Origin of the sequence: Micromonospora fluostatini (assembly GCF_050410825.1) — a bacterium.
GTDB classification, from domain to species: domain Bacteria; phylum Actinomycetota; class Actinomycetes; order Mycobacteriales; family Micromonosporaceae; genus Micromonospora; species Micromonospora rosaria.
This window is the reverse complement of the sequence record NZ_CP191251.1, coordinates 7,273,656-7,295,680: the sequence shown is the minus strand read 5'-3', so window position 1 is coordinate 7,295,680 and position 22,025 is coordinate 7,273,656. Positions and strand designations below refer to the sequence as shown.

Sequence of the window (22,025 nt, the reverse complement as noted above, 5' to 3'; positions counted from 1 at the left end):
CTGCGGTGACACGCCGGGCGGGCCACGCCAACTCCATGATCAACGAGGGCGGCTTGAGGGTGGGGGGAGGTGTGGAGGGTGGGGGTGGGGGTCAGGGTGGGGTCAGGGTGGGGGGAGGGCTGCCACGACGTTGCCGATGACCACGATCGCGGGGGGACGCAGGCCCGCCTCGGCCACGTCCGCCGCGACCGTGCCCAACGTCGAGCGCACCGTCCGCTGGGTGCCGGTCGTACCCTCCTGCACCACGGCGACCGGGGTGGCCGGATCCTTGCCGTGCCCGGTCAGCGTGGCGGCGATGGCGGGCAGGTTCTTCAGCCCCATGAGGACGACCAGGGTGCCGCGCAACTGCGCCAACGCCGCCCAGTGCACCAGGGACTCGGGCGAGTCCGGGGCGACGTGCCCGGAGACCACGGTGAACTCGTGCGCGACCCCCCGGTGGGTGACCGGCACCCCGGCCACCGCCGGCACGGCGACCGCGCTGGTCACCCCGGGGACCACGGTCACCGGTACGCCCGCCGCCACGCAGGCCAGCAGCTCCTCGCCACCCCGACCGAAGACGTACGGGTCGCCGCCCTTGAGCCGGACCACGTTCCGCCCGGCGAGCGCCCGGTCGACCAGGGTCTGGTTGATCTCCTCCTGGGTCCGCGACGGCCCGTACGGGATCTTGGAGGCGTCCACCAGCTCGACGTCGGGGCCCAGCTCGTCCATGAGCAGGCCGGGTACCAGCCGGTCGGCGACCACCACGTCCGCCTCGGCGAGCAGCCGCCAGCCCTTGACCGTGATCAGCTCCGGGTCGCCCGGCCCGGCACCGACCAGCGCCACCCGCCCGACGGCCCCCGCCCGGCCCGCACCCGCGGCGATACCGCCCGCGGTGCCGGCCGCACCGGCGCCGGCCGCCGCCGCAGCGCTGCCGCCCGCAGCAGGGGTGTTAACAGGGGGCCCCTGCTCTACCGGAGGCGTTAACAGGGGGCCCTTCCTTGCACTCAGGAGGTCGCGGATGCGGTCTCGGACGCGCATGGCGCGGTGGGGGTCGCCGCCGCCGAGGACGGCGACGGTGACCGGGCCGTTGCGGGTCACCGCCGGGGTCCAGGCGGTGGCGGCGAAGCGGTCGTCGGCGCGGACGCAGAAGATCCGGCGCTCGTCCGCCGCCGCGCTGACCTCGGCGGCGGCGACCGGGTCGTCCACCGCCGTCTGCACCAGCCAGGCGCCGTCGAGGTCGGCCGGCACGAACCGGCGGGGCTCCCAGCGCAGCCGGCCCGCGTCGGCGTGCGCCCGCAGGGACAGGGACAGTTCCGGGGAGACCAGCAGCACGTCCGCCCCGGCGTCCAGCAGGGCCGGTACCCGGCGGGTGGCGACAGTTCCCCCGCCCACCACCACCACCCGGCGGCCGGCCAGCCGCAGCCCGAGCGGGTACGGGTTGGCGTTCACCGCCCGACCGTCCCGTCACCGGTGACCGACGCGCCGACCACACCGGTGGGCGGCTCACCCGGGCCGGTGTCCTGCTCGGTGACGCCGGCGGTGTCGAAGGTGGCGACCTCGTGCAGTACCCGGACCGCGCCGGTGACCACCGGCAGGGCCAGCAGCGCGCCGGTGCCCTCGCCGAGCCGCAGGCCGAGGTCGATCAGCGGGTCGAGACCGAGCCGGCGCAACGCCACCCCGGCGCCCGGCTCGGCGGAGCGGTGCCCGGCGACCATCGCGCCCACCGCCGCCGGGGCGAACGCCGCCGCCGCGAGCGCGGCGGAGACGGCGATCACCCCGTCCAGCAGCACCGGGGTCCGCCGGGCGGCGGCGGCCAGGATCAGCCCGGCCAGCGCGGCGTGTTCCAGGCCGCCGACGGCGGCGAGCACGCCCAGCGGGTCGGCCGGGTCGGGGTCGTGCCGCCGCAGGCCGGCCCGCACCACCGCCACCTTCCGGGCGTACGTGGGGTCGTCGACGCCGGTCCCCCGCCCGGTCACCTCGGCCGGGTCGGCGCCGGTGAACGCGGCGACCAGCGCGGCGGCCGGGGTGGTGTTGCCGATGCCCATGTCGCCGGTGAGCAGGATGCGCGCCCCGCCGTCGATCAGGTCCCCGGCGACCCGGATGCCGGTCTCCAGCGCGGCCCGCGCCTCGTCGCGGGTGAGGGCGGCGGTGACCGTCAGGTCCCGGGTGCCGGCCCGGACCTTCGCCGCCACCAGGCGGGGCGCCCCGCCACCGGTCCCCGGTGCCGCCGGCCGGGTCGACCCGGCGGTGCCGGCCCGGGGCGGCGGGACAGGCCCTGAGGGCGGCGGGACAGCCGCCGGGGACGGCGCGGGCACCGCCGGCAGCGGGGTGGCGACGCCGACGTCGACCACGGTGACCACGGCACCGGCCTGGCGGGCGAAGGCGTTGACCACCGCCCCGCCGGCCAGGAAGTTGCCGATCATCTGGGCGGTGACCTCCTGCGGCCAGGGCGTGACGCCCTGCGCGTGCACGCCGTGGTCACCGGCGAAGATCGCCACCGCGGCCGGCTCGGGCAGCGGCGGCGGGCAGGCCCCGGCCAGCCCGGCGAGGCGTACCGACAGCTCCTCCAGGGCGCCGAGCGAGCCGGCGGGCTTGGTCAGCCGACCCTGCCGGTGCCGGGCGGCCACCATCGCCGGCTCGTCGGGCGGCCGGATCGCCGCGATCGTCTCCTCCAGCATCACGCCTCCAGGATTCCCGCCAGTACGTCGGTGAACGCGTCGGTCGTCGCCCGGTCGCGGACCGCCACCCGCAGCCAGTCCGGGCCGAGACCGGGGAAGGTGTCGCCCCGGCGTACCGCCCAGCCCCGTTCGCGCAGCACCGCCCGGACCCGGGCCGCACCGGGCAGGTGGATCAGGACGAAGGCGCTGGCCGGCCGCCCCGCGACGCGTACCCCGGGCAGGGCGGTGAGGCGGGCCACCAGGTGGTCGCGGTCGGCGGCGAGTTGGGTGGCGATGGCGCGCTCGGCCGCGACCGCGGTCGGGCTCGCGCAGGCGGTGGCGGCGGCCAGGGCCGGGGTGGAGACCGCCCAGAGCGGCTGGGCGGCGGCCAGCCGGGCGAGCAGCGCCGGCTCGCCGAGCAGGTACCCGATGCGCAGCCCGGCCAGGCCCCAGGTCTTGGTGAGGCTGCGCACCACCACCAGGCCGGGCAGGTCCCGGCGGTCGGCCAGGGACTCCGGTTCCCCCGGTACGCCGGGCGCGGTGGTGGTGTCGGCGAACGCCTCGTCGACCACCAGGATCCGGCCGGGCCGGGCGAGCGCGGCCAGCACCGGGGCGGGGTGCAGCACCGAGGTCGGGTTGGTCGGGTTGCCGATCACGACCAGGTCGGCGTCGGCGGGTACCCGGTCGGGGTCGAGCCGGAAGCCGTCAGCAGGGTCGAGCAGCACCCGCTCGACGGTGTGCCCGGCGGCCCGCAGCGCCGCCTCGGGCTCGGTGAACTGCGGGTGCACCACCACCGGTCGACGCCGGTCGGACAGGGCGCGGGCGAGCAGCACGAAGCCCTCGGCGGCCCCGGCGGTGAGCAGGACCTCCTCCGGCGGGCGGCGGTGCCGGGCGGCGACGGCCGCGCGGGCCCCGGTCGGGTCGGGATAGCGGGCCAGGTCGGTCAGGGTGGCCGCGATCGGCCCGGCCAGCCAGGCTGGCGGCGGGGCGCGGCGGACGTTGACCGCCAGGTCGACCAGCCCGTCGGCCACCTCGGCGTCGCCGTGGTGGCCGAGATCGGGCTCGGCCGCCCCCGGGGTCGCCGACGACCGGGCCTGATCGTCGTTCCGCTCACCGTGCATGCCCGCGATCCTGCCGGGAAGCCGACGCCCGGGACAGCCGGGGTCGACGTGGGGCGCGTCACCGTACCGCCCTTTATGAATATTTCTCATGTACGTATCGGAAATGTCATAACTTCGGGCCGTGAGCAACCGACCCCTTACCGCCGCTGGTCGCCTCCTCCCACTCCTGCGCATCGGTCTCATCGCCGGGATCGTCGTCGCCGCCGCCGCGTACCCGTTGGCCGCCGCCACCGGGCTCGGTGCGAAGGCCACCGCGCACGCCGTGGAAGCCAAGACCAAGCTGCTGACCACCGCCCTGCCCGCCGAGACCTCCTACCTGTACGCCCCGGACGGCACGACCCTGCTGACGATGTTCTACGAGGAGTACCGGCAGTACACGAAGCTGTCGGACATGTCGCCCAACATCCAGCAGGCGATCGTGGCCGCCGAGGACTCCCGCTTCTACCAGCACGGCGGGGTCGACCCGAAGGGCGTGGCCCGCGCCTTCGTCGCCAACGCCCGCTCCAGCGGGGTGTCCCAGGGCGCCTCCACGCTGACCATGCAGTACGTCCGGATGGCGCTGCGGGACAGCGCGACGACCCCGAAGGAGGTGCAGGAGGCCACCGAACAGACCAGCATCCGCAAGGTCAAGGAGATGCGGATGGCCATCGACCTGGAGAAGGAGCTGAGCAAGCCGGAGATCCTGGAGCGCTACCTCAACTCGGCGTACTTCGGGCACCGGGCGTACGGCATCTACGCCGCCAGCGAGATCTTCTTCTCCAAGACCCCGAAGGACCTCAGCCCGGTCGAGGCGGCCACCCTCGCCGGCCTGGTGAAGTCACCCTCCCAGTACGACCCGGCCAGCTCCGACCAGAAGGACGCCACCGCCCGGCGCAACTACGTCCTGGACCGGATGGCGCAGGTCGGCTACCTCTCCTCGGACACCGCCACGGCGCTCAAGCGCGAACCGATCCGGCTGAAGTTGACCGACCCGCCGAACGACTGCGCCGCCATTCCCGAGGAGTACAACAGTTGGGGCTTCGCCTGCGACTACTTCAAGAACTGGTGGAGCGCGCAGCCCGCGTTCGGCGCGAACCGGCTGGAGCGGATGGACAAGCTGCGCCGCGGCGGGTACCGGGCCGTGCTCAGCCTCGACCCGAAGATCCAGGAGGCGGCGGAGAACAACGTGGGGGCGAAGGACCGTACCGGCAGCCCGTTCGCCAACGGGATCGTGGTGGCCGAGCCCGGCACCGGGCGGGTCAAGGCGATGGCGGTGAACCGGACGTACTCCCTCGACCTGGCCGAGAACCCGCCCAGCTCCAACCCGGAGGCCTCGCCGAAGGTGAAGGCGAACTTCCCGAACACGGTCGCGCCGCTGCTCGGCGGTGGTGACCTGCCCGGGTACCAGGCCGGGTCGACGTTCAAGATGTTCCCGATGCTGGCCGCCCTCGACGCGGGGATGCCGCTGTCGACCACCTTCAACGCGCCGCACCGGTACCGCTCGGAGATCTACGACGGGTGGTCGCCGTCGAACGCCAGCGGCGCCATGAGCGGTACCCAGACCATGTGGTCCGGCTTCGGCAAGTCGGTCAACACGTACTTCGTCTGGTTGGAGGAGCAGGTCGGGGCGGACCGGGCGGTCCGGCTCGCGGAGCAGCTCGGCCTGCGCTGGCGGACCGACGTGGACCGCAAGCACGCCGCCCCGGAGAACGCGAAGAAGTGGGGCGCGTTCACCCTCGGCGTCTCCGACGCCACCCCGCTGGAGATGGCGAACGCCTACGCCGCGATCGCCGCCGACGGGCGGTACTGCGAGGCGATGCCGGTCCAGCTGATCAACAACCGGGACGGCACCCCGGCCGTCTTCCGGACCGCCTCCGGCATCGAACGGGAGGTCGCCAAGCCGCGCTGCCGGCAGGTGGTGAACGCCGACGCGGCCCGTGCCGCCACCGACGCGGCCCGCTGCCCGACCGGGGACAGCCCGGCGAAGGGGGGCTGCGGCGGCTGGTCGACCGCCGACAGCGTCCGGGGTACGGTCGGCCGCCCGGTCGCCGGCAAGACGGGTACCACCGACAGCACCCGGTCCGCCTGGTTCGTCGGGTACACCCCGGAACTGGCGGCGGCGAGCTTCATCTCCGACCCGGACAACCCCTTCAACGCGGTCGGTGACGGGCAGTCCCAGATCCCGATCGAGGCGGTGGCCCAGACCCTGCGCGACGCCCTGAAGGACCGCCCGGTCCGCCAGTTCACCCCACCGTCGGACGCCATCGTCGGCTGACCCGACGGAGCGGGGTCACCCGGCTCACCGGTGGCGGGGGCCGCCGGTGAGCCGGGTGCCAGCCGGTCAGCCGGGTGACAGCGCGGCGCGGGTCAGCGGGGAGCGTCGGGGGCCGCCGCGGCGGCGACCAGCCGGGCGGCGATCCCCGGGTCGGCGGCCCAGTGCAGGGTGAGCTGTGAGGCGTGCACGCCGCGCCAGACGAACCCCTCCGGCGCTCCCCCGTCCCAGCTCCACGCCGGCTGCCGACCGGCCCGGGGGGTGAGCACCACGCTGTGCTGCTTGTACCCGGTCAGCACCGCGCCGCTGGCGGCGATCACGCTGTCCGTCCGGGAGGTGGCCCGGCGGTACCCGACGACCAGCCCGTCGCGGCGGGTGGCGGTGGCGTCGAGCACCCCGCACATCGGCAACCCGTCCAGGTCACGGGCCAGCCAGAGCAGCCCGGCGCCCTCGGCCAGCACGGGCCGGCCGGTCCGGGCCAGCTCGGCCACGGCGATGCAGAGCCGACGGTTGGTCGAGAGCTGCTCGGCGTACGACTCGGGCAGCCCGCCCCCGACGACCAGCGCCCGGGTGCCGGGCGGCAGCTTCTCGTCGCGCAGCGGGTCGACCAGCACCACCTCGGCACCGGCGGCCCGCAGCAGCTCGGCGGTCTCCGGGTAGCTGTAGCTGCCCCCGGGGCCGCCCGCCAGGGCCACCACCGGCCGGGCGGCCCCGGCAACCGCCCCGGGCGGCCGGGCGGCCAGCGCGACGGTGCTCTCGCCGCCGACGACGCCCGGCACCACGCCGGCCGGGTCGGCCGTGCCGCCCCCGGCGGCGACCGCCGCGCCCACCGGCCGGGCGGACCCGATGGTCTCGACCACGACGGTGGCCTCGGCACCCCCGGCCGCCGGCAGCGGCCGGGTCGGCTCCGCGCCGGCCGGCCCGACACCGGCGTTCAGGGGAAGCACGCCGGTCGGCGGGCTCCCGAGGGCCAGGGCGGGTCCGGCGGCCAGCGCCACCCGGGCGGGATCGGCGGCCAGCGCCGCCCCGGTGACCAGCGCGGATTCGGCGACCAGCGTGGGTTCGGCGGCCAGCCGGGGCGCGGAGCGGGCCAGGACCAGCAGCCGGTCCAGGTCGACGGTGCCCGCCGCCGCCTCGCCGAGCCGGCGGACCGCCCGCAGCACCTCGGCCTCCCGGCGCAACGCCGGCACCACGCCGTGCCGCCGGGACGGCAGCACCGGCGGCAACTCGTGCCGGCGCAACGCCCCGTAGACCGGTACCCCGACGTCGTCGAGCGCGTCGCGCAGCATCGACTCGTGCCGGCTCGACGCCACCTGGGTGAGGATCACCCCGCCGAGCCAGACCTGCTCGTCGTACGAGCGGAAGCCGTGCACCAGGGCCGCGACCGACTGCCCCATCGCCGACACGTCGACCGCCAGCACCACCGGGCTGCGCAGCGCGGCGGCGACCGCGGCGGTGGACTCCTCCTCGGGCCGGCCGCTGACGCTGTCGTACAGGCCCATCGTGCCCTGTACCAGGGCGAACCCGGCGTCGGCGGCCCCGTGCGCGAAGAGTCGGCCGAGCCGCTGCGGGCCGACCAGGTTCGGGTCGAGGTTGCGCCCCGGTCGGCCGGCGGCGACCCCCAGGTACGCGGCGTCCACCGGATCCGGGCCGATCTTGAACCCGACGACCGGCAGGTCCCGCTCGGCGAGCGCGGCGAGCAGACCGATCGCCAGGACGCTCTTGCCGTGCCCCGAGGAGGGCGCGCTGAGGACGAGACGCGGCACGACGGTCATTGGCGACTCCTCGCCGGCTCCAGGGGTACGCGACGGCGGGCCGGCGCCGGAACCGCCCGGGTGACCATACCCCTCCGGCGACGCGGGGGAATGCCGCCGGACGGCGCCGCCGGAGGACGCGGCGGGGGCGGTGGGACCGAGGAGTAGCCTCGTGCTGTGTACCGGTTCCTCCTGACCCCCCGCTGGCTGGGGATTCTCGCGTTGACGCTGTTCGCCTCGTTCGTGATGGTGCAGCTCGCCGACTGGCAGTTGGACCGCTACCGGGGTCGCAGCGCGATCAACGAGCGGATCGACGCCGGTGCGACGGCGACGCCGGTGCCGTTGGCGTCGAAGGTCCCCACCCCGACCGGCACGGCGGGCACCGCCGGCCCGGGGCCGGCGACGGAGGACACCTGGTCCCGGGTCACCGTCACCGGCCGGTACGACCCGGCGAACCAGATCCTGGTCCGGGGCCGGACGGTGGACAGCCGGGTCGGGTTCGAGGTGGTCACCCCGCTCCTCCTCGCCGACGGCACGGCGGTCCTGGTCGACCTGGGCTGGATCCCCCCGGCCCCGGGCGGCGCGACCGCCCAGCCGCAGGTGCCGGCGCTGCCCACCGGCGAGGTGACCGTGGTCGGCCGGGTGCACGCGAGCGAGAGCGCGTCCGGGGCGGTGAGCGACCGCAACGGGCTGCTGGAGACCCGCCGGATCACGGTGCCCCGGCTCGCCGAGCACCTGCCGTACCCGGTGTACGGGGCGTACCTGCTGCTGGACGAGCAGACCCCGGCCGCCGACGCGGCCTTCAGGGCGGTACCGATCGGGCACGCCAACAACTGGCAGAACCTCGGGTACGTGGTGCAGTGGTACGCCTTCGCGGCGATGGCCCTGGTCGGGTACGGCTGGGTGGCCCGCCGGGAGGCCCGCCGCGCCGCCGGCCTCGACACCCGTGACACCCGTCCGTTGGACCGGGCCGCCGAGCCCGACAGCCACCCCACCCCGACCGCTCCGGCCTGACCGACCCGCCGCGCCGACCTGCGGCGCGGGGTCAGCGGGCGGGGTGCCCGGCGTGGATGGCCCGGACCGCGTCGACGGTGTCCGCCTCGGCCGCCGTCTTGTCGTGCCGGTAGCGCAGCACCCGGGCGAACCGGAGCGCCATGCCGCCCGGATACCGGGAGCTGGTCTGCACGCCGTCGAAGGCGATCTCCACCACCTGCTCCGGGCGGACCCGCACCACCCAGTCGCCGTGCTCGACCGCGAGGGCCAGGAACCGCTCGGTCTGCCAGCGCAGCGTCTCGTCGGTGAGCCCCTTGAACGTCTTGCCGAGCATGACGAACTCCCCGGTACCCGGGTCACGCGCGCCGAGGTGCAGGTTGGACAGCCACCCCTTGCGCCGGCCGCTGCCCCACTCCACGGCCAGCACGACCAGGTCGAGGGTGTGCCGGGGCTTGACCTTGATCCAGGACGCCCCGCGCCGGCCCGCCTCGTACGGGGCGTCCAGCGCCTTGACCACCACCCCCTCCTGCCCGGCGTCGAGCGCGGCGGCGAAGGCCGCCCCGGCCTGCTCGGTGTCGTCGACGGTCACCCGGCCCACCAGCAACGCCGGGTCGACCGCCCGGGCGAGCACCGACCACCGCTCCCGGCCGGGCCGGTCGATGAGATCCTCCCCGTCGAGGTGCAGCAGATCGAAGAAGTACGGCGTCAGCACGGAGTCCCCGGTCCGCGCGGCGGCGGCCCGGACCGCCGGGGCGACCTGCGCGACGCCGGCCGCGTGCGAGCCACCGGGGAACCCGGCGTCGCCCGTGGCGGCCTCCGCCCGCTCGGCGGCGTCCGCCCAGGCGGCGGCCTCCCCGGTGCCCGCCACGTCGGTGTCCCCCGCGTCGGTGCCCACCATGCCGGTGCCCCCCGCGTCGGCGCCCACCATGCCGGTGCCCCCCGCGTCGGCGCCCACCATGCCGGTGCCCACCGCATCGCTGCCCACCGCGTCGCTGCCCACCGCGTCGGTGCCCATCGTGTGGGTGGCCGGCAGCGTGCTGCCGGGCGGGGTGGCGCCGCGACGGGCGGCGCGGCTCGACGTCTGCTGGAACGGCAGCGGGCGGCCCGTCTCGTCCAGCCCGATGGCCTCGCCGTCGAGCACCATCTCCCGGCCGGGTAGCGACCGGACGGCGGCGACCACCTCGGGCACCCGGCCGGTGATCTCGTCGAGGCTGCGGGTGAAGACCGCGATGTCGGCACCGGAGCGGTGCACCTGGATGCGGATCCCGTCGAGCTTGACGTCGACCACCGCCGGGACGCCGATCGAGGCGAGCGCGGCGTCCACCGACGGGGCGCTCTGCGCGAGCATCGGCGACAGCGGGCGACCCACCTGGAGCCCGAACTCGGCCAACGCGCAAGCGCCGCCGCGCAGCGCGGCGGCGGCGACGGTACGCAGGTCACCGGCGAGCAGCAGGGCCCGCCGGACGGTGGGCACCGGCACCTCGGCGGCCCGCGCGACCGCCTCGGTGAGCAGCCCGACCTGCGCGCCCTGGCGCAGTTCGCCGCTGAACAGGCCGACCAGCATCCGCTGCTCGTCGGCGGTGGCGGCGGCGAAGAGGCGGCCGAGCAGGTCCCGCCGACGGGCCTGGGAACCGGGGCCGTGCACGGCGGCGATCTCGTCGATCGTGGCGTCGACCGCCGCCACGGTCAGCGTCGGCTCGGCCGCCGGGGGCGGCAGGTCGCGCAGGCTCGCCCCGCCGACCCCGGTCTGCCGCTGGCGCAACTCACCGGCGAGGTAGCCCGAGCCGGCCGGCACCTCCCCCGGCGCCAGCGACCGCAGCGCGGCGGCCAGCAACTCCACCTTGGCCCGTCGGCCACTGGTGGCCGTCACGGCGGCGGAGGTGGCCGCCAGGTCGACAAAACGCACAGCATCATCCTGCCCAGCCGGCGACGGCGACGCCGGCCGTTGCGGAAACCTCGAAACCGTGAGCCGGCTCCTGCCGAGGCGCGCGGAAACCCCCAGGGTCGGGCCCGGACCGGTGTTTGCCGCCACCGGTCCGGGCCCGCCCCGGGCCGGGTCCCGTTGCCGGCCCGGAGGCCGGCCCGGCCCGTCGGGGCGCGGCGACTCAGGCGGAGACCGGCTCCTCGATGCGCAGGCCCCGGGCCCGCACCTCGTCGGCGACCCGGGACAGCAACGCGTCGAGGGTGACCAGGGCGACGGAGAGCTCGCCGAGCTGTTCCTTGAGCGTGTCCTCGGACCACGCGGAGACCGTGACGTCCCCCAGAGCACTGACGGCGGCTTCCAGCCGCACCATCACCTCGTTCGTACTCATGTTCGAAAGGCTATCCCATCCGAAACCGCGACACGCCGTGAAGCCGCAGCCAAAACGGGACGTTACGGTTTCGACACCGAATCACCGCCGGCGGTGGGGGCGGCGGTGCCGGCGGTGGCGACCCGGGACAGCAGGAGCGTCTCCGCGAGGCAGACCCGGGCGAACTCGCCGAGGTGCAGGCTCTCGTTCGGCCCGTGTGCCCGGGACTGCGGGTCCTCCACCCCGGTCACCAGGACCGCCGCCTGCGGGAACATCTCCTGGAAGGTGGCGATGAACGGGATCGAACCGCCGATGCCGATGTCGACCGGGTCGGTGCCGTCCCAGGCCGTCCGGAACGCCGACCGGGCCGCGTCGAACATCGGCCCGGTGGCGTCGATGGCGCACGGCGCGCCGCCCTGCTCCAGCAGCACGTCCAGCCGCGCACCCCAGGGCACGTGCTTCTCCAGGTGGGCGCGCAGCGCCTCGTACGCCTGCTTCGGGTCGTCGCCGGGCGCGAGCCGGACGCTGATCTTCGCCCGCGCCTGCGGGACCAGGGCGTTCGGGGCCTCGGCGGTGGCCGGGGCGTCGATGCCCAGCACCGCCAGCGACGGCTTGGTCCAGAGCCGGTCGGTGATCCGGTCGGTCCCGACGAGGTGGACCCCGTCGAGCACACCGGCCTCGGCCCGGAACCGCTCCGGCGGGTAGTCGACGGTCGCGCCCGCCCGGCCGGTCAGCCCCTCGACGGCCACGTTCCCGGCGTCGTCGTGCAGGGTGGCGAGCAGCCGGGCCAGCACGGTGAGCGCGTCCGGCACCACGCCGCCGAAGATGCCGCTGTGCACGGCCTGCCGGAGGGTCCGCACCTCGACGAAGAAGTTGACGATCCCGCGCAGCGAGGTGGTCAGCGCCGGTACGCCGACATCCCAGTTGGCCGAGTCGGCGATGACGATCACGTCGGCGGCGAGGCTGTCCCGGTGCTCGGCGAGCAGCCGCTCCAGCGAGTCGGAGCCGTACTCCTCCTCGCCCTCGACGAAGAGGACCACCCCGACCGGGAGCGTGTCGCCGTACGCGCGCAGCGCGGCGACGTGCGCCATGATGCCGGCCTTGTCGTCGGCGGCCCCACGCCCGTAGAGCCGCCCGTCCCGCTCGACCGGCTCGAACGGGTCGGACTCCCACAACGACAGGTCACCGACCGGCTGGACGTCGTGGTGGGCGTAGAGCAGCACGGTCGGGGCGCCGGGCGGGGCGGGCCGGGTACCGATCACCGCCGGCTGTCCGCCGGACCGGACGATCCGGACGTCCAGAGAACAGCCGCGCAGCAGCTCGGCCACCGCCTCGGCGGACCGTTCGACGTGGGCGTGGTCGAAGCCCTCGAACGCGATCCCGGGGATGCGGACGAGGCGTTCGAGGTCGGCGCGGACGCCCGGCAGCTCGCGCTCGACAGCGGCCCGCAGCTCGGCGTCGGACATGATCGGTGTGGTCATGACGGGCATCGTAGGCCGGGCACCGCCCCGTGTCCGGCCGGTCACCGGCCGCCGGGGGCACCGCCGGGGTCGCCGCGCCGGGTCCGCTCCGCCGCCTCGTTCGCCGCGTCCATCCAGGACCGGGCCCGACCGGCCGCGCCGCCCACCCACGTGCCGAGGTCACCGGCCCCGTCGCCGACCCGGCGCAGCAGACCCACCAGCGGGTCGGTGGACCGCTCGAACGCCTCCCGGTACTCGTCGGCCGCCGCCTTGATCTCCTCGGAGATCCGGGCGTCGCCGTCGGCGGAGCGGCGCGGGTAGTCGCCGGCCAGCACCCGCCCGTACGCACCGGAGTCGATCCACTGCCGGAGCTGGGCCGCGCGGGCCACCGGCGCCGGGTGGGTGTTCCAGGCGGTCATCCGGATCTTGTGCAGGCTGTCCCGCAGGTCGCCACCGCCCTCGTACTCGGCGGCCTGTTCGAGGAAGGCGGTGGTGTCGACCTGGGACAGGTCCCCGCCCCCGGCGAGCTTCATGAGCAGCCGCAGCGCGGCCGCCGGATCCTGGCCGGCGAGCAGGCCGGCCCGGTCGGCGGAGAGCTCCGCCTTGCGCCACCACTCCATCATCGCCGCCATGATCGCCCGCAGCGCGATCGCACCCACCGGCAGCCAGCTCAGGTTGGCCGTCCAGCGGGTGAGGATCGCCAGGATCGTCTTGTAGACGGCGTGCCCGCTGCCGACGTGCCCCAGTTCGTGCCCGAGCAGGCAGCGCAGCTCGTCGTCGTCGAGCTGCTGCACGCACGCCGAGCTGAGCACGATGAACGGCTTCTCCAGCCCGATCGCCTCCGCGCTGAGCCAGGGCGACTGGGTGACGTACAGCTCGGGCAGCTCGGGCACGTCCAGCGCGGTGGCCGCCTCGGCGTACCGCTGGTGCAGCGCCGGATACTGCCGGTGGTCGACCCGGATGCCCGCCGCCAGGTAGGACAGCCGGAAGCCGCGCTCGTTCCACATCCCGAAGAACGACTTCACCACGTCGTCGAAACCGCGCAGCTCACGCAGCGCGACCAGGGCCCCCCGGTCCGCCGGGTGTTCCCACGCCCGGGAGCTGATGCCGGTCAGTGCGATCCGACGCCGCGCCGGTGCGTCGCCCGTTGTCATCTGGCCTCCCCGCTGCCTCGGTGCCTGTCCCGATGGTGCCCCACCGCACCGGCACCGTCCATTCGGCCGGCATCCGCAGGTGGCCGGGCCCACCCCGCCCGGTGGGCTCCGGCCCGGGTCGTCACCCCCGGCGCAGGTAGTACCGCCCGGGGTCGTGGGGCAGCCGGGGGGCGCCGTCCACCACCAGGTCCACCCGCTCGGCGGTACCGTCGGCGGCGAAGTGCGCCGCCTCCCCCGTGTGCCATCGTCGCAGGTCGGACAGGATGCCCGGGCCGTCCCGGGCCACCGCGCGGACGAACCGCAGCTCGGCCGGGGCGGTGACGAAGACGGCGAGGGTCAGCTCCGGCCGGATCGTGGACCGGGCCGCGCTGACCCCCTCCACCAGCACCACCGGGGCCACCGGCACCGGCACCGGACGGGGCAGGAACTCCCGGCGGACCCAGCTGTACCGACGGTACGCGCCGGGTCGACCGGCCCGCAGCGGCGCGAGCACGGACCCCTCCAGCCGGGGCCAGAAGGTCAGTTGGTCGGCCCAGCCGTCGAGCAGGTCGTCGGTGTGCACCACCGGTACGGGACCGCAGCCGGGCCGGGCGGCGAGGGCGTCCGCGAGCCGCGCCGCGAAGACGCTCTTGCCCGCGCCGCTCGGCCCGTCCACCGCCACCAACCGGGTACGCCCCAACCGGGCCGGGCCGGCCCACACCCGCCGCGCCAGATCGGCGTACGACTCGACCACCACCACCGCCACCCGGCCGACGCTAGCGGCACCCGGTCACCGCCACCCGACCGACGCCGACGCCACCGGTCACCGCCACCCGGGCCGGCGCTGACGCCGACCGACCGGCGGGAACCGTCGGTCTCCGGCCGCACGCTCCCCGTTCGCGTGATCGTCGGACCGGTGCGTGCCGTTCCCCGGTCAGCGCCACGACCCGGGCGGCATCATCGGGTGGTGCCGCATGACGTGATGAGTCCGGGCGTGGACGCCCTGCTGGAACAAGCCCGCGCCGGGGTACGCCGGCTCACCCCGCACCAGACCGTCGAGGCGGTCCGCGCCGGGGCGCTGCTGGTCGACACCCGTACCGACGTGCAACGCCGGGCGCAGGGCAACCTGCCCGGGGCGATCGTCATCGACCGGACCGTCCTGGAGTGGCGGCTGGATCCGGCCAGCGCCTGGTGCATTCCCGAGGCCACCGGCTACGACCGGCGGATCGTCGTCGCCTGCCGCCAGGGGTACAGCTCCAGCCTGGCCGCCGCCAGTCTGCGGGCGCTCGGCCTGCTCGCGGCGACCGACATGATCGGTGGTGTCCAGGCCTGGCTGGCGGCCGGACTGCCCACCGCCGAGCAGCCGGCCGACGTCCGCTACTGACCACCGGATGCGGCCCGGTGCCGGATGCGGCCCGGTGCCGGGTCAGGCCCAAGGCGGGTCGGCGTGCGGGGGCGGGTCAGGCCCGGTGCGGGTCAGGGCGCGGGGCGCCGGGTGGGACGAAGGGCAGACCCGCCGGCGGGCCGGACTCGACCAGCCGCCAGAGGGCATCGGTGTCCAGGTGCTCCTCGACCAGGTCGCCGAGAATGTCCAGGGTGCGTTCCCGGGCCGCCGCGAACGAGGTGTCCGGCGCGACCCGGAAGCCGGAGCGCCCGGCGAGCCGGGCCACGTCGGTGAGGAACCGACGGCGGAACTCGTCCGACTCGAAGGCCCCGTGCCAGTGCGTACCGTGCAGGACTCCGGAGAGGACGCCCTCACCCGCGCCGTCCGGGCCGGTGAGCAACGGGGGCAGCCCCGGGTCGGTCGTGGAGACGAACCCGTGGTGGATCTCGTAGCCGCGCACCGGGACGCCCGGATGGGCGGCGGCGGTGCCGGCCGACTGGCGGACGGTCTTGCGCGGGTCGAAGGTGATCTCGATGGGCAGCAGCCCCAGCCCCGGGACGCTGCCCCGTCGGCTCTCCACCGGGTCGTGGATGGCGCGGGCCAGCATCTGGAAGCCGCCGCAGATGCCGAGCAGCGGCTTGCCGGCCGCCACGTGACCGCGCACGGCGTCGGCCAGCCCGGTCTCCCGCAGCCAGGCCAGGTCCGCCACCGTGGACTTCGAGCCGGGCAGGACGACCAGGTCGGCGGCGGCGAGTTCGGCCGGCTCGACGGTGAGCCGGACCCGGACACCGGGCTCGGTGGCGAGGGCCTCGACGTCGGTGGCGTTGCTGATCCGGGGCACCCGGACCACAGCGACGTCGAGCCACTCGGTGCCGTACGGGGCGGCGGGCCGGCCCAGCACCCGGCCGTAGGCGAGCGAGTCCTCGGCGTCCAGCCACAGGTCGAGGCTCCACGGCAGCACCCCGTACGTCGGGCGGCCGGTGACCCGGTGCAGCATCTCCAGCCCCGGCTGGAGGAGCCCACGGTCCCCCCGGAACTTGTTGATCACGAAGCCGGCGACGAGCGCCTGGTCGGCCGGGTCCAGCAGGGCGACGGTGCCGAACATCGAGGCGAACACGCCACCCCGGTCGATGTCGCCGACCACGATCGTCGGCAGGCCGGCGTGCCGGGCCAGCCCCATGTTGACGTAGTCACCGGCCCGCAGGTTGATCTCCGCCGGGCTCCCGGCGCCCTCGCAGACCACCACGTCGTACCCCGCCCGCAGCTCGGCCAGGGCCGCGTACGCGGTCTCGGCGAGCCGGGGACGCAGCGTGCGGAAGGTGCCGGCGGTGACCGTGTCGACGGCCTCGCCGAGCAGCACCACCTGACTGGACAGGTCACTGCCCGGCTTGAGCAGCACCGGGTTGAACCGCAGGTCCGGCGGGAGGCCACAGGCGGCGGCCTGCATCGCCTGGGCCCGCCCGATCTCGCCGCCCCGCCCGTCGGGGCCGACGACGACCGCCGAGTTGTTGGACATGTTCTGCGCCTTGAACGGGGCGACCCGCACCCCGCGCCGGTGCAGCCAGCGGCAGATCCCAGCGGTCAGCACGCTCTTGCCCGCGTCCGAGGTGGTGCCCGCGACCAGCAGACCCCCGCTCACCGCGACCCCCCGGTGCCGGCCCGCCCGCCGCCGGCGCTCGGGGTGGCCCCGGCACCGGCCCGGCCCACCCGGGTGCCGGGGAGCGCCGGCAGCCGGCGCACCGACGGCACGGGACGGGCCGCCGAGCGGGCGGTGTGGGCCGCCGCCGTCCAGCCCCACCGGCCGGCGGCGGCGACCACCCGCCCCAGGGTCACCGGGTACACGGCGGCGACCCCGAGGGCGGCGAGGCCGACCGCGCCGGAGATCCGGGCCGCCCGCTTCAGGTGTCGTGCCTCGGGACGGGGCCCGTCACCGAGGAACGGCCGGGTCTCGGTCCGCCCGAAGTACCTGTTGCGCCCGCCCAGCCGGACCCCGAGCGCGCCGGCCATCGCCGCCTCGCACTGGCCGGCGTTGGGGCTGGGGTGGTCGTTGCGGTCCCGCCGCCACACCCGCCAGGCCCGCTCCCGGTCGCCGTGCGCGGTCGGGGCGACGGCGATGGTCAGCAGCCCGGTCAGCCGGGCGGGTGCCAGGTTGAGCAGGTCGTCCAGGCGGGCCGCCGGGGTGCCGAACCGGGCGTACCGGGCCGACCGGTGCCCGACCATCGCGTCGAGGGTGTTCGCCGCGCGGTAGCCGAGCAGGCCGGGCAGCCCGGCGACCGCTCCCCAGAACAGGGGCGCGACGACCGCGTCGGAGGTGTTCTCGGCGACGGACTCGACGGTGGCCCGGGCCAGCTCGGACTCGTCCAGCAGCGACGGGTCCCGCCCGCAGAGGTGACCCAGTCGGTTGCGGGCGGCGGGAAGGTCACCACGCCGCAGCGCGTGCCGCATCACCGTCGCCTCCCGGCGCAGGGTCCGGCCGCCCAGCACCGTCCAGGTGCCGGCCGCCACCAGCACCGCCCGGGTCACCGGACGACGCCGGGTGAGCACCGTGGCCGCCGCCCCGAGCAGGACCGGCCCGCCCACCGCCAGCCCGGTGAAGACCGCCCCGGCCGCCGGATCGGGCCGGTAGGCCCGCTGTTCCAGGGCACCGGCGGCCCGCCCGAACCCGGCCACCGGATGCCACCGGCGCGGGTCACCGACAAGCGCGTCCAGGGCGTACCCCGCCGCGAGTCCTGCCGCGTTCGCCACGGCGAGTCTCCGCCGCACCCCGTCACCCCCCATGGCCGGCAGCCTAGTCGTACGACACGAGGGCCGACGCCGGCCGACCGCCCCCGCTCGGCTCAGGCCGGTTCCGGTACCCGACCACGCGCCCGGCGGCTCCGGCCGGGCCGGGTCGACGCCGGCTCTCCGGAAGCCGGCCCCCCGTCGACCACACCGGTCACACCCGTGGCCTCCTCGTCGGGCAGACCGTCCCCGTCGGTGAGCACGTCCTCGTCGAGAAGATCGTCCCGGTCGGAGAGCGGCTCCTCGTCGGGGAGCGCGTCGAGATCCCCGGCACCGCTCTGCGCCCGCACCGGGGAGAGGCGCTCCACCGGGGAGAGGTGCCCGGCCCCGGAGAGGTCCGCCACCGGGGAGAGTTCCGCCACCGGGGAGAAGTCCTCCGCCGGCCCGTCGTCGGGGCCGGACTCGGCCAGCGGGGACCGGCCACGCGGGCCACCGCCGAGGGGCGGCATGTCCAGCGGGGACGGGCCACGCCGGGGAGCGCCGAGGCTCGGCAGCTCGAACTCGTCGTCGAACGGGCGGTCGTCGAAGGTGCTGGGGGCCTGCCCGGCGGGGACCGGCTCGGTCGGCTCCCCGTGCACCCGGCGCTCCGCCTCGGCGTCCTCCACCGCGCTGGTGGTCGCGGTGGGCCGGTTGCGGACGAAGCGGCTCCGCCCCCGCGCCAGGTCGTGCCCCACGGACACCGCCTCCAGCTCGTAGTGGGTGCGGTGGTTGCCGGCCTCGTCGGTCCAGTCCCGGGTGTAGAGCCGGCCGGCGACCACCACCGGGTCGCCGACCATCACCGACGCGGCCACCCCCTCGGCCAGCTTGCGCCAGCAGTTGACGCGCACCCGGAGGCTGTTGCCGTCGACCCACCGGCCGCTGTCCCGGTCGAGGCGGCGGGCGGTGGAGGCGACCTTGAAGTTGGCGACGAGGGTGTTGCTCTGGGCGGTCCGCCGCCACTGCGGGGCGGTCAGCACGTTACCGACGACGGTCACGTTGGTCTCAAACATGATCACTCCAGTGGGAAGGATCGGGCTTGTCGTGGTGAGTCGACTCGACGCCGAGCCTGGCCGTACCGGGCCGACCGACGCCACCGCCCGGGGATGACCTGTGGACAGCCGGGCGTCCTGTGGACAACCGCCTGATCACGGGCTGGTTGTGCTAGACGTCACCGCCCCGCAGGTCACGGGGCGTCGTACGGGTCCGCGCCGAATGAACCGGTTGCACTCCGGCCGCGACTGTTCGGGCATGACAGGCCGGATGGACCGGACGGAGGAGGAGACGAGCCGGATGGACGGGAGACGATGTGCAGCGGGACAACGATGACGCCCTGGTGGTCGTACGCGCACAGCTCGGTGACCGACAGGCGCTGGCCGAGCTGGTCGAACGCTGGCACGAACCGGTGTGGCGGTACGTACGGCGGATGCTGGACGCGCCGGACGCGGCCGACGACGTGAGTCAGGAGGCCTGGGCCACGGCGTTACGGGCGCTGCCCCGCCTACGGGAGCCGGACCGGCTCGCGCCGTGGCTGTTCACCATCGTCCGCCGGACGGTGCTGAACCACCTGCGCGAGCGGTACGGCCGGGTCGCGCCGGTCGACGACGACGAGGCCGTACCCGACGACGTCGCCACCACCGTGCTCGACCGCCGCCAGGTGGAGGAGGGGCTGGCCGGGCTGCCGCCCCGGGAACGGGACGTGCTCGTCCTGTTCTACCTGCACGACTTCACCGTGCAGGAGTGCGCGCAGGTGCTGACGGTCCCGCCCGGCACGGTCAAGTCCCGCCTGCACCGCGCCCGCCGGATGGTGCACGACCACCTCGTCGAGAAGGGGTACTTCGCATGACCGACCGTCCCGGATTCACCGCCGACCACGTGCTGCGCGACATGTCGCCGGCCCGCCGGGTGGGCCACGTCCTCGCCGGCCTCGGCGGCCTCGCCACGGCGGTGCTCGTCGGCGCGCTGTGGGCCACCGAGCCGGAGCCGCTGCCGGCCCGGACCCAGGTCGCCTTCGCGGCCGTGATCGTCGTCGGCCTGGCCTGGGCCGGGGTCGCCGGGTGGGCGCTGGGCCGGCGTCCGCTGTTCGCCGCCGACCGGGTGGTCGCGGCCGGGCTGGCCCTCTGCGCCAGCACGCTGGTCACCCTGGGCACGGTGGCGATCGCGCTGACCCAGGGCAGCGGTACCGAGCTGGTGGCCGCCGTTGGCGTCGGCGCGGCCCTGGTCGGCGCGGCGGGGGTGGCGCTGGCCCGGGCCCGCGCCCACCGGCGGGCGCTGCTCGCCCTGCGGCGCGACCTCGAAGCCGCCCGACGCCCGGACCCCGGACCCGCACCGGACGAGCCGCGCCGGAGCTGACCTCTCACCCGGTCCCGCCCGGCCCGCTTGCCCCGGGTGGACCGGGGCGGGACCGGGACCGGGTGGGACCGGGGGAGACAGAAGTCCGGTGGGGCGTTCCGGACGGGGCGGGACTGGGTACAGCTGTGATCAACCGAGCACCACGACGGCCCGCCGTCCCTCCGGGCGGCCCGTCCGATCAGAAGGGGCCACGCACGATGACTCTCTGCCGAACCCGTACGACCGGCTCCGTCCGCGCCGAGAGCGAGGTGCGGTGATGAGCGCCGTGACGAACCCGGCGACCGTGGCCGAGTGCCTGCGCGTCGGGACCGGGTTCTCGCAGGGCGACCGGAACTGGATCGCCGAGCAGTTCGCCACCCTGGACAGCCGCCTGGCCACGTTCCACGCCGACGCCACCGAGTTGGAGGTGTCGGTGAAGAACCGCGAGGCCCGGGGGCAGCGGGTGACCCTGGAGTGCTGGATCGCCGGCCGGCAGAAGGTGGTCACCACCTCCTCGGAGCAGGACCTGCGGGCCGCCCTCCACGACGTGCGCGACGACCTGCGCCGGAAGCTGAACGACGCGAAGACCCGGCAGGAGCCCCGCAACAACAAGCACCTGCGGGACGTGACGTCGGCCACCGGCGAGCCGGTCGCCCTGCCCGATCCGGACCAGCCCCGGGCCGAGGCCGGGGCCGGGGCCGAGACCCGCTGACCGTGTTCCGGGCACCCCGGGCCCGGCGTACCCGGCAGGGTCGCCCCCGTCCGTCGGACCTTCCCGGCGGACGGGGGTGCCACCCAGCGGAGTCGGAGGGGCGACGGAGGGCTACCGCCGAGGACGACTGCGGGCGTACCGTCGTGGTCGTGGAACCGGACGTGCTGGGGCCGCCCTACGAGCGGCACACGATCGACCTGGGCACCGACGACGAGGGGCCGGTGGTCGCCACCCTGGTCCGTCGGATGGCGGACCGCCCCACCGGCCGCGCCGTCCTCTACGTGCACGGCTTCGTCGACTACTTCTTCCAGACCCACGTCGCCGACTTCTTCGCCACCCGGGGCTGGGACTTCTACGCGCTCGACCTGCGCAAGTACGGCCGGAGCCTGCTGCCGCACCAGACCCCGAACTTCTGCCGCGACGTCGGTGACTACTTCCCCGAGCTGGACGCCGCCACCGCGATCATCCGCGACCGGGACGGCCACTCCACCGTCCTCGGCATGGCCCACTCCACCGGTGGCCTGATCATGTCCCTCTGGGCGGACGCCCGGCGCGACAGCCGCCCCCTCGACGGCCTCGTCCTGAACAGTCCCTTCTTCGACCTCAACGTCCCCTGGGTGATCCGTCGGCCGCTGGCCGCCGTCGTCGCCCGGCTGGGCCGGCGGTCGCCGCTGCGCGTCCTCCCGCACGGCCTCAACACCGTGTACGGCGAGAGCCTGCACGCCGACCACCACGGCGAGTGGAGCTACGACCTGAGCTGGAAGCCGCTGGCCGGGTTCCCGGTCCGGCTGGGCTGGCTGGATGCGATCCGCACCGCTCAGCTCCGCCTCCGCGCCGGGCTGGCCATCCCGGTGCCCGTGCTGGTCGCCTGCTCGCTGCGCAGCTTCCGGGGCCGCCGCTGGCAGGAGGCCGCCAACGTGGCCGACGCCGTCCTGGACGTCGAGCACATGGTCCGCTGGGCGCCCCGCCTCGGCCGGCACGTCACCGTGGTCCGCTTCGACGGCGGGCTGCACGACCTGACCCTCTCCGGCCCGGCCGTCCGGGAACAGGTCTTCGCCGAGGTGGGCCGCTGGGCCGAGGGCTTCCTCGACACCGGTCCCACCACCACCGCACGGGAGCCGGAGCCGGTGGGGGCGGCCGGCTGACACCCGCCACCGGGTCCGATCCGCGACGAGCCGCCGGTGAGCCGCCCGCCCCGTGCC

The 22,025-nt window shown here is 75.7% G+C and carries 18 protein-coding genes and 1 pseudogene; 7 read left to right on the top strand and 12 right to left on the bottom strand.

Translation table 11 applies throughout. The features are described from left to right. Window positions 1–102 precede the first annotated feature (102 nt). From cobA to cobC, 3 genes are read right to left on the bottom strand one after another with little or no spacing between them, the layout of a single operon-like run. The gene (gene cobA / locus ACQUFX_RS32615) at window positions 103–1,428 is read right to left on the bottom strand and encodes a uroporphyrinogen-III C-methyltransferase (protein ID WP_428963954.1); all 1,326 of its coding nucleotides are present in this window, start codon (window positions 1,426–1,428) and stop codon (window positions 103–105) included. Beyond that, a complete protein-coding gene (locus ACQUFX_RS32610) occupies window positions 1,425–2,657 on the bottom strand; it encodes a nicotinate-nucleotide--dimethylbenzimidazole phosphoribosyltransferase (RefSeq protein WP_428963953.1) in 1,233 nt (410 codons plus the stop codon). The genes cobA and ACQUFX_RS32610 overlap by 4 nt, the downstream gene beginning before the upstream one ends. Then, entirely contained in the window at window positions 2,657–3,757 is a 1,101-nt protein-coding gene (cobC, locus tag ACQUFX_RS32605) for an Rv2231c family pyridoxal phosphate-dependent protein CobC (protein WP_428963952.1), read from the bottom strand. The genes ACQUFX_RS32610 and cobC overlap by 1 nt, the downstream gene beginning before the upstream one ends. A 121-nt stretch (window positions 3,758–3,878) precedes the next feature. Between cobC and ACQUFX_RS32600 the strand changes: the two genes are divergently transcribed. Then, window positions 3,879–6,011: a transglycosylase domain-containing protein gene (locus tag ACQUFX_RS32600; protein ID WP_428963951.1), complete on the top strand. Its 2,133-nt coding sequence runs from the start codon at window positions 3,879–3,881 to the stop codon at window positions 6,009–6,011. Window positions 6,012–6,103: 92 nt separating this feature from the next. Here the strand turns inward: ACQUFX_RS32600 and ACQUFX_RS32595 are convergent, their stop codons facing one another. Beyond that, a complete protein-coding gene (locus tag ACQUFX_RS32595; RefSeq protein WP_428963950.1) occupies window positions 6,104–7,783 on the bottom strand; it encodes a cobyrinate/hydrogenobyrinate a,c-diamide synthase in 1,680 nt (559 codons plus the stop codon). A gap of 156 nt (window positions 7,784–7,939) precedes the next feature. Here ACQUFX_RS32595 and ACQUFX_RS32590 point away from each other — a divergent pair, with 156 nt between their 5' ends. Next, window positions 7,940–8,776 carry an SURF1 family cytochrome oxidase biogenesis protein gene (locus tag ACQUFX_RS32590; RefSeq protein ID WP_428963949.1) on the top strand — a complete coding sequence of 279 codons (837 nt, stop codon included), beginning with the start codon at window positions 7,940–7,942 and terminating at the stop codon, window positions 8,774–8,776. Window positions 8,777–8,807: 31 nt separating this feature from the next. Here the strand turns inward: ACQUFX_RS32590 and ACQUFX_RS32585 are convergent, their stop codons facing one another. From ACQUFX_RS32585 to ACQUFX_RS32565, 5 genes are all read right to left on the bottom strand, one after another. Then, window positions 8,808–10,661: an ATP-dependent DNA ligase gene (locus ACQUFX_RS32585; protein ID WP_428963948.1), complete on the bottom strand. Its 1,854-nt coding sequence runs from the start codon at window positions 10,659–10,661 to the stop codon at window positions 8,808–8,810. Between the two features lie 199 nt (window positions 10,662–10,860). Further along, window positions 10,861–11,067 (bottom strand): hypothetical protein, encoded by a 207-nt coding sequence (locus ACQUFX_RS32580; RefSeq protein WP_067371319.1) that lies wholly within the window; start codon window positions 11,065–11,067, stop codon window positions 10,861–10,863. Between the two features lie 62 nt (window positions 11,068–11,129). Beyond that, the gene (locus ACQUFX_RS32575; RefSeq protein ID WP_428967151.1) at window positions 11,130–12,512 is read right to left on the bottom strand and encodes a dipeptidase; all 1,383 of its coding nucleotides are present in this window, start codon (window positions 12,510–12,512) and stop codon (window positions 11,130–11,132) included. A 56-nt stretch (window positions 12,513–12,568) separates the two neighbouring features. Next, window positions 12,569–13,660 (bottom strand): M48 family metallopeptidase, encoded by a 1,092-nt coding sequence (locus ACQUFX_RS32570; RefSeq protein WP_428963947.1) that lies wholly within the window; start codon window positions 13,658–13,660, stop codon window positions 12,569–12,571. 121 nt (window positions 13,661–13,781) lie between these two features. Continuing rightward, the gene (locus ACQUFX_RS32565) at window positions 13,782–14,405 is read right to left on the bottom strand and encodes a uridine kinase family protein (RefSeq protein ID WP_428963946.1); all 624 of its coding nucleotides are present in this window, start codon (window positions 14,403–14,405) and stop codon (window positions 13,782–13,784) included. Between the two features lie 216 nt (window positions 14,406–14,621). Between ACQUFX_RS32565 and ACQUFX_RS32560 the strand changes: the two genes are divergently transcribed. Then, entirely contained in the window at window positions 14,622–15,023 is a 402-nt protein-coding gene (locus tag ACQUFX_RS32560; protein WP_428967150.1) for a rhodanese-like domain-containing protein, read from the top strand. Window positions 15,024–15,099: 76 nt separating this feature from the next. Here ACQUFX_RS32560 and ACQUFX_RS32555 read toward each other — a convergent pair whose 3' ends face one another. The 3 genes and pseudogenes from ACQUFX_RS32555 to ssb form a co-directional block, all read right to left on the bottom strand. Continuing rightward, window positions 15,100–16,662 carry a cobyric acid synthase gene (locus ACQUFX_RS32555; RefSeq protein ID WP_428963945.1) on the bottom strand — a complete coding sequence of 521 codons (1,563 nt, stop codon included), beginning with the start codon at window positions 16,660–16,662 and terminating at the stop codon, window positions 15,100–15,102. Beyond that, entirely contained in the window at window positions 16,659–17,801 is a 1,143-nt protein-coding gene (locus tag ACQUFX_RS32550) for a cobalamin biosynthesis protein (protein ID WP_428963944.1), read from the bottom strand. The genes ACQUFX_RS32555 and ACQUFX_RS32550 overlap by 4 nt, the downstream gene beginning before the upstream one ends. A gap of 377 nt (window positions 17,802–18,178) precedes the next feature. After that, window positions 18,179–18,793: pseudogene (ssb, locus tag ACQUFX_RS32545) on the bottom strand (single-stranded DNA-binding protein); the annotation flags it as partial. Window positions 18,794–19,089: 296 nt separating this feature from the next. Between ssb and ACQUFX_RS32540 the strand changes: the two are divergent. The 4 genes from ACQUFX_RS32540 (at window position 19,090) to ACQUFX_RS32525 (ending at window position 21,968) form a co-directional block, all read left to right on the top strand. Next, window positions 19,090–19,626: an RNA polymerase sigma factor gene (locus tag ACQUFX_RS32540; protein ID WP_428963943.1), complete on the top strand. Its 537-nt coding sequence runs from the start codon at window positions 19,090–19,092 to the stop codon at window positions 19,624–19,626. Beyond that, the gene (locus tag ACQUFX_RS32535; RefSeq protein ID WP_428963942.1) at window positions 19,623–20,132 is read left to right on the top strand and encodes a hypothetical protein; all 510 of its coding nucleotides are present in this window, start codon (window positions 19,623–19,625) and stop codon (window positions 20,130–20,132) included. Before ACQUFX_RS32540 ends, ACQUFX_RS32535 begins: the two co-directional genes overlap by 4 nt. 256 nt (window positions 20,133–20,388) lie before the next feature. Further along, window positions 20,389–20,823 carry an HPF/RaiA family ribosome-associated protein gene (locus tag ACQUFX_RS32530; protein WP_428963941.1) on the top strand — a complete coding sequence of 145 codons (435 nt, stop codon included), beginning with the start codon at window positions 20,389–20,391 and terminating at the stop codon, window positions 20,821–20,823. Between the two features lie 149 nt (window positions 20,824–20,972). Continuing rightward, window positions 20,973–21,968 (top strand): alpha/beta hydrolase, encoded by a 996-nt coding sequence (locus ACQUFX_RS32525; RefSeq protein ID WP_428963940.1) that lies wholly within the window; start codon window positions 20,973–20,975, stop codon window positions 21,966–21,968. Window positions 21,969–22,025 lie beyond the last annotated feature (57 nt).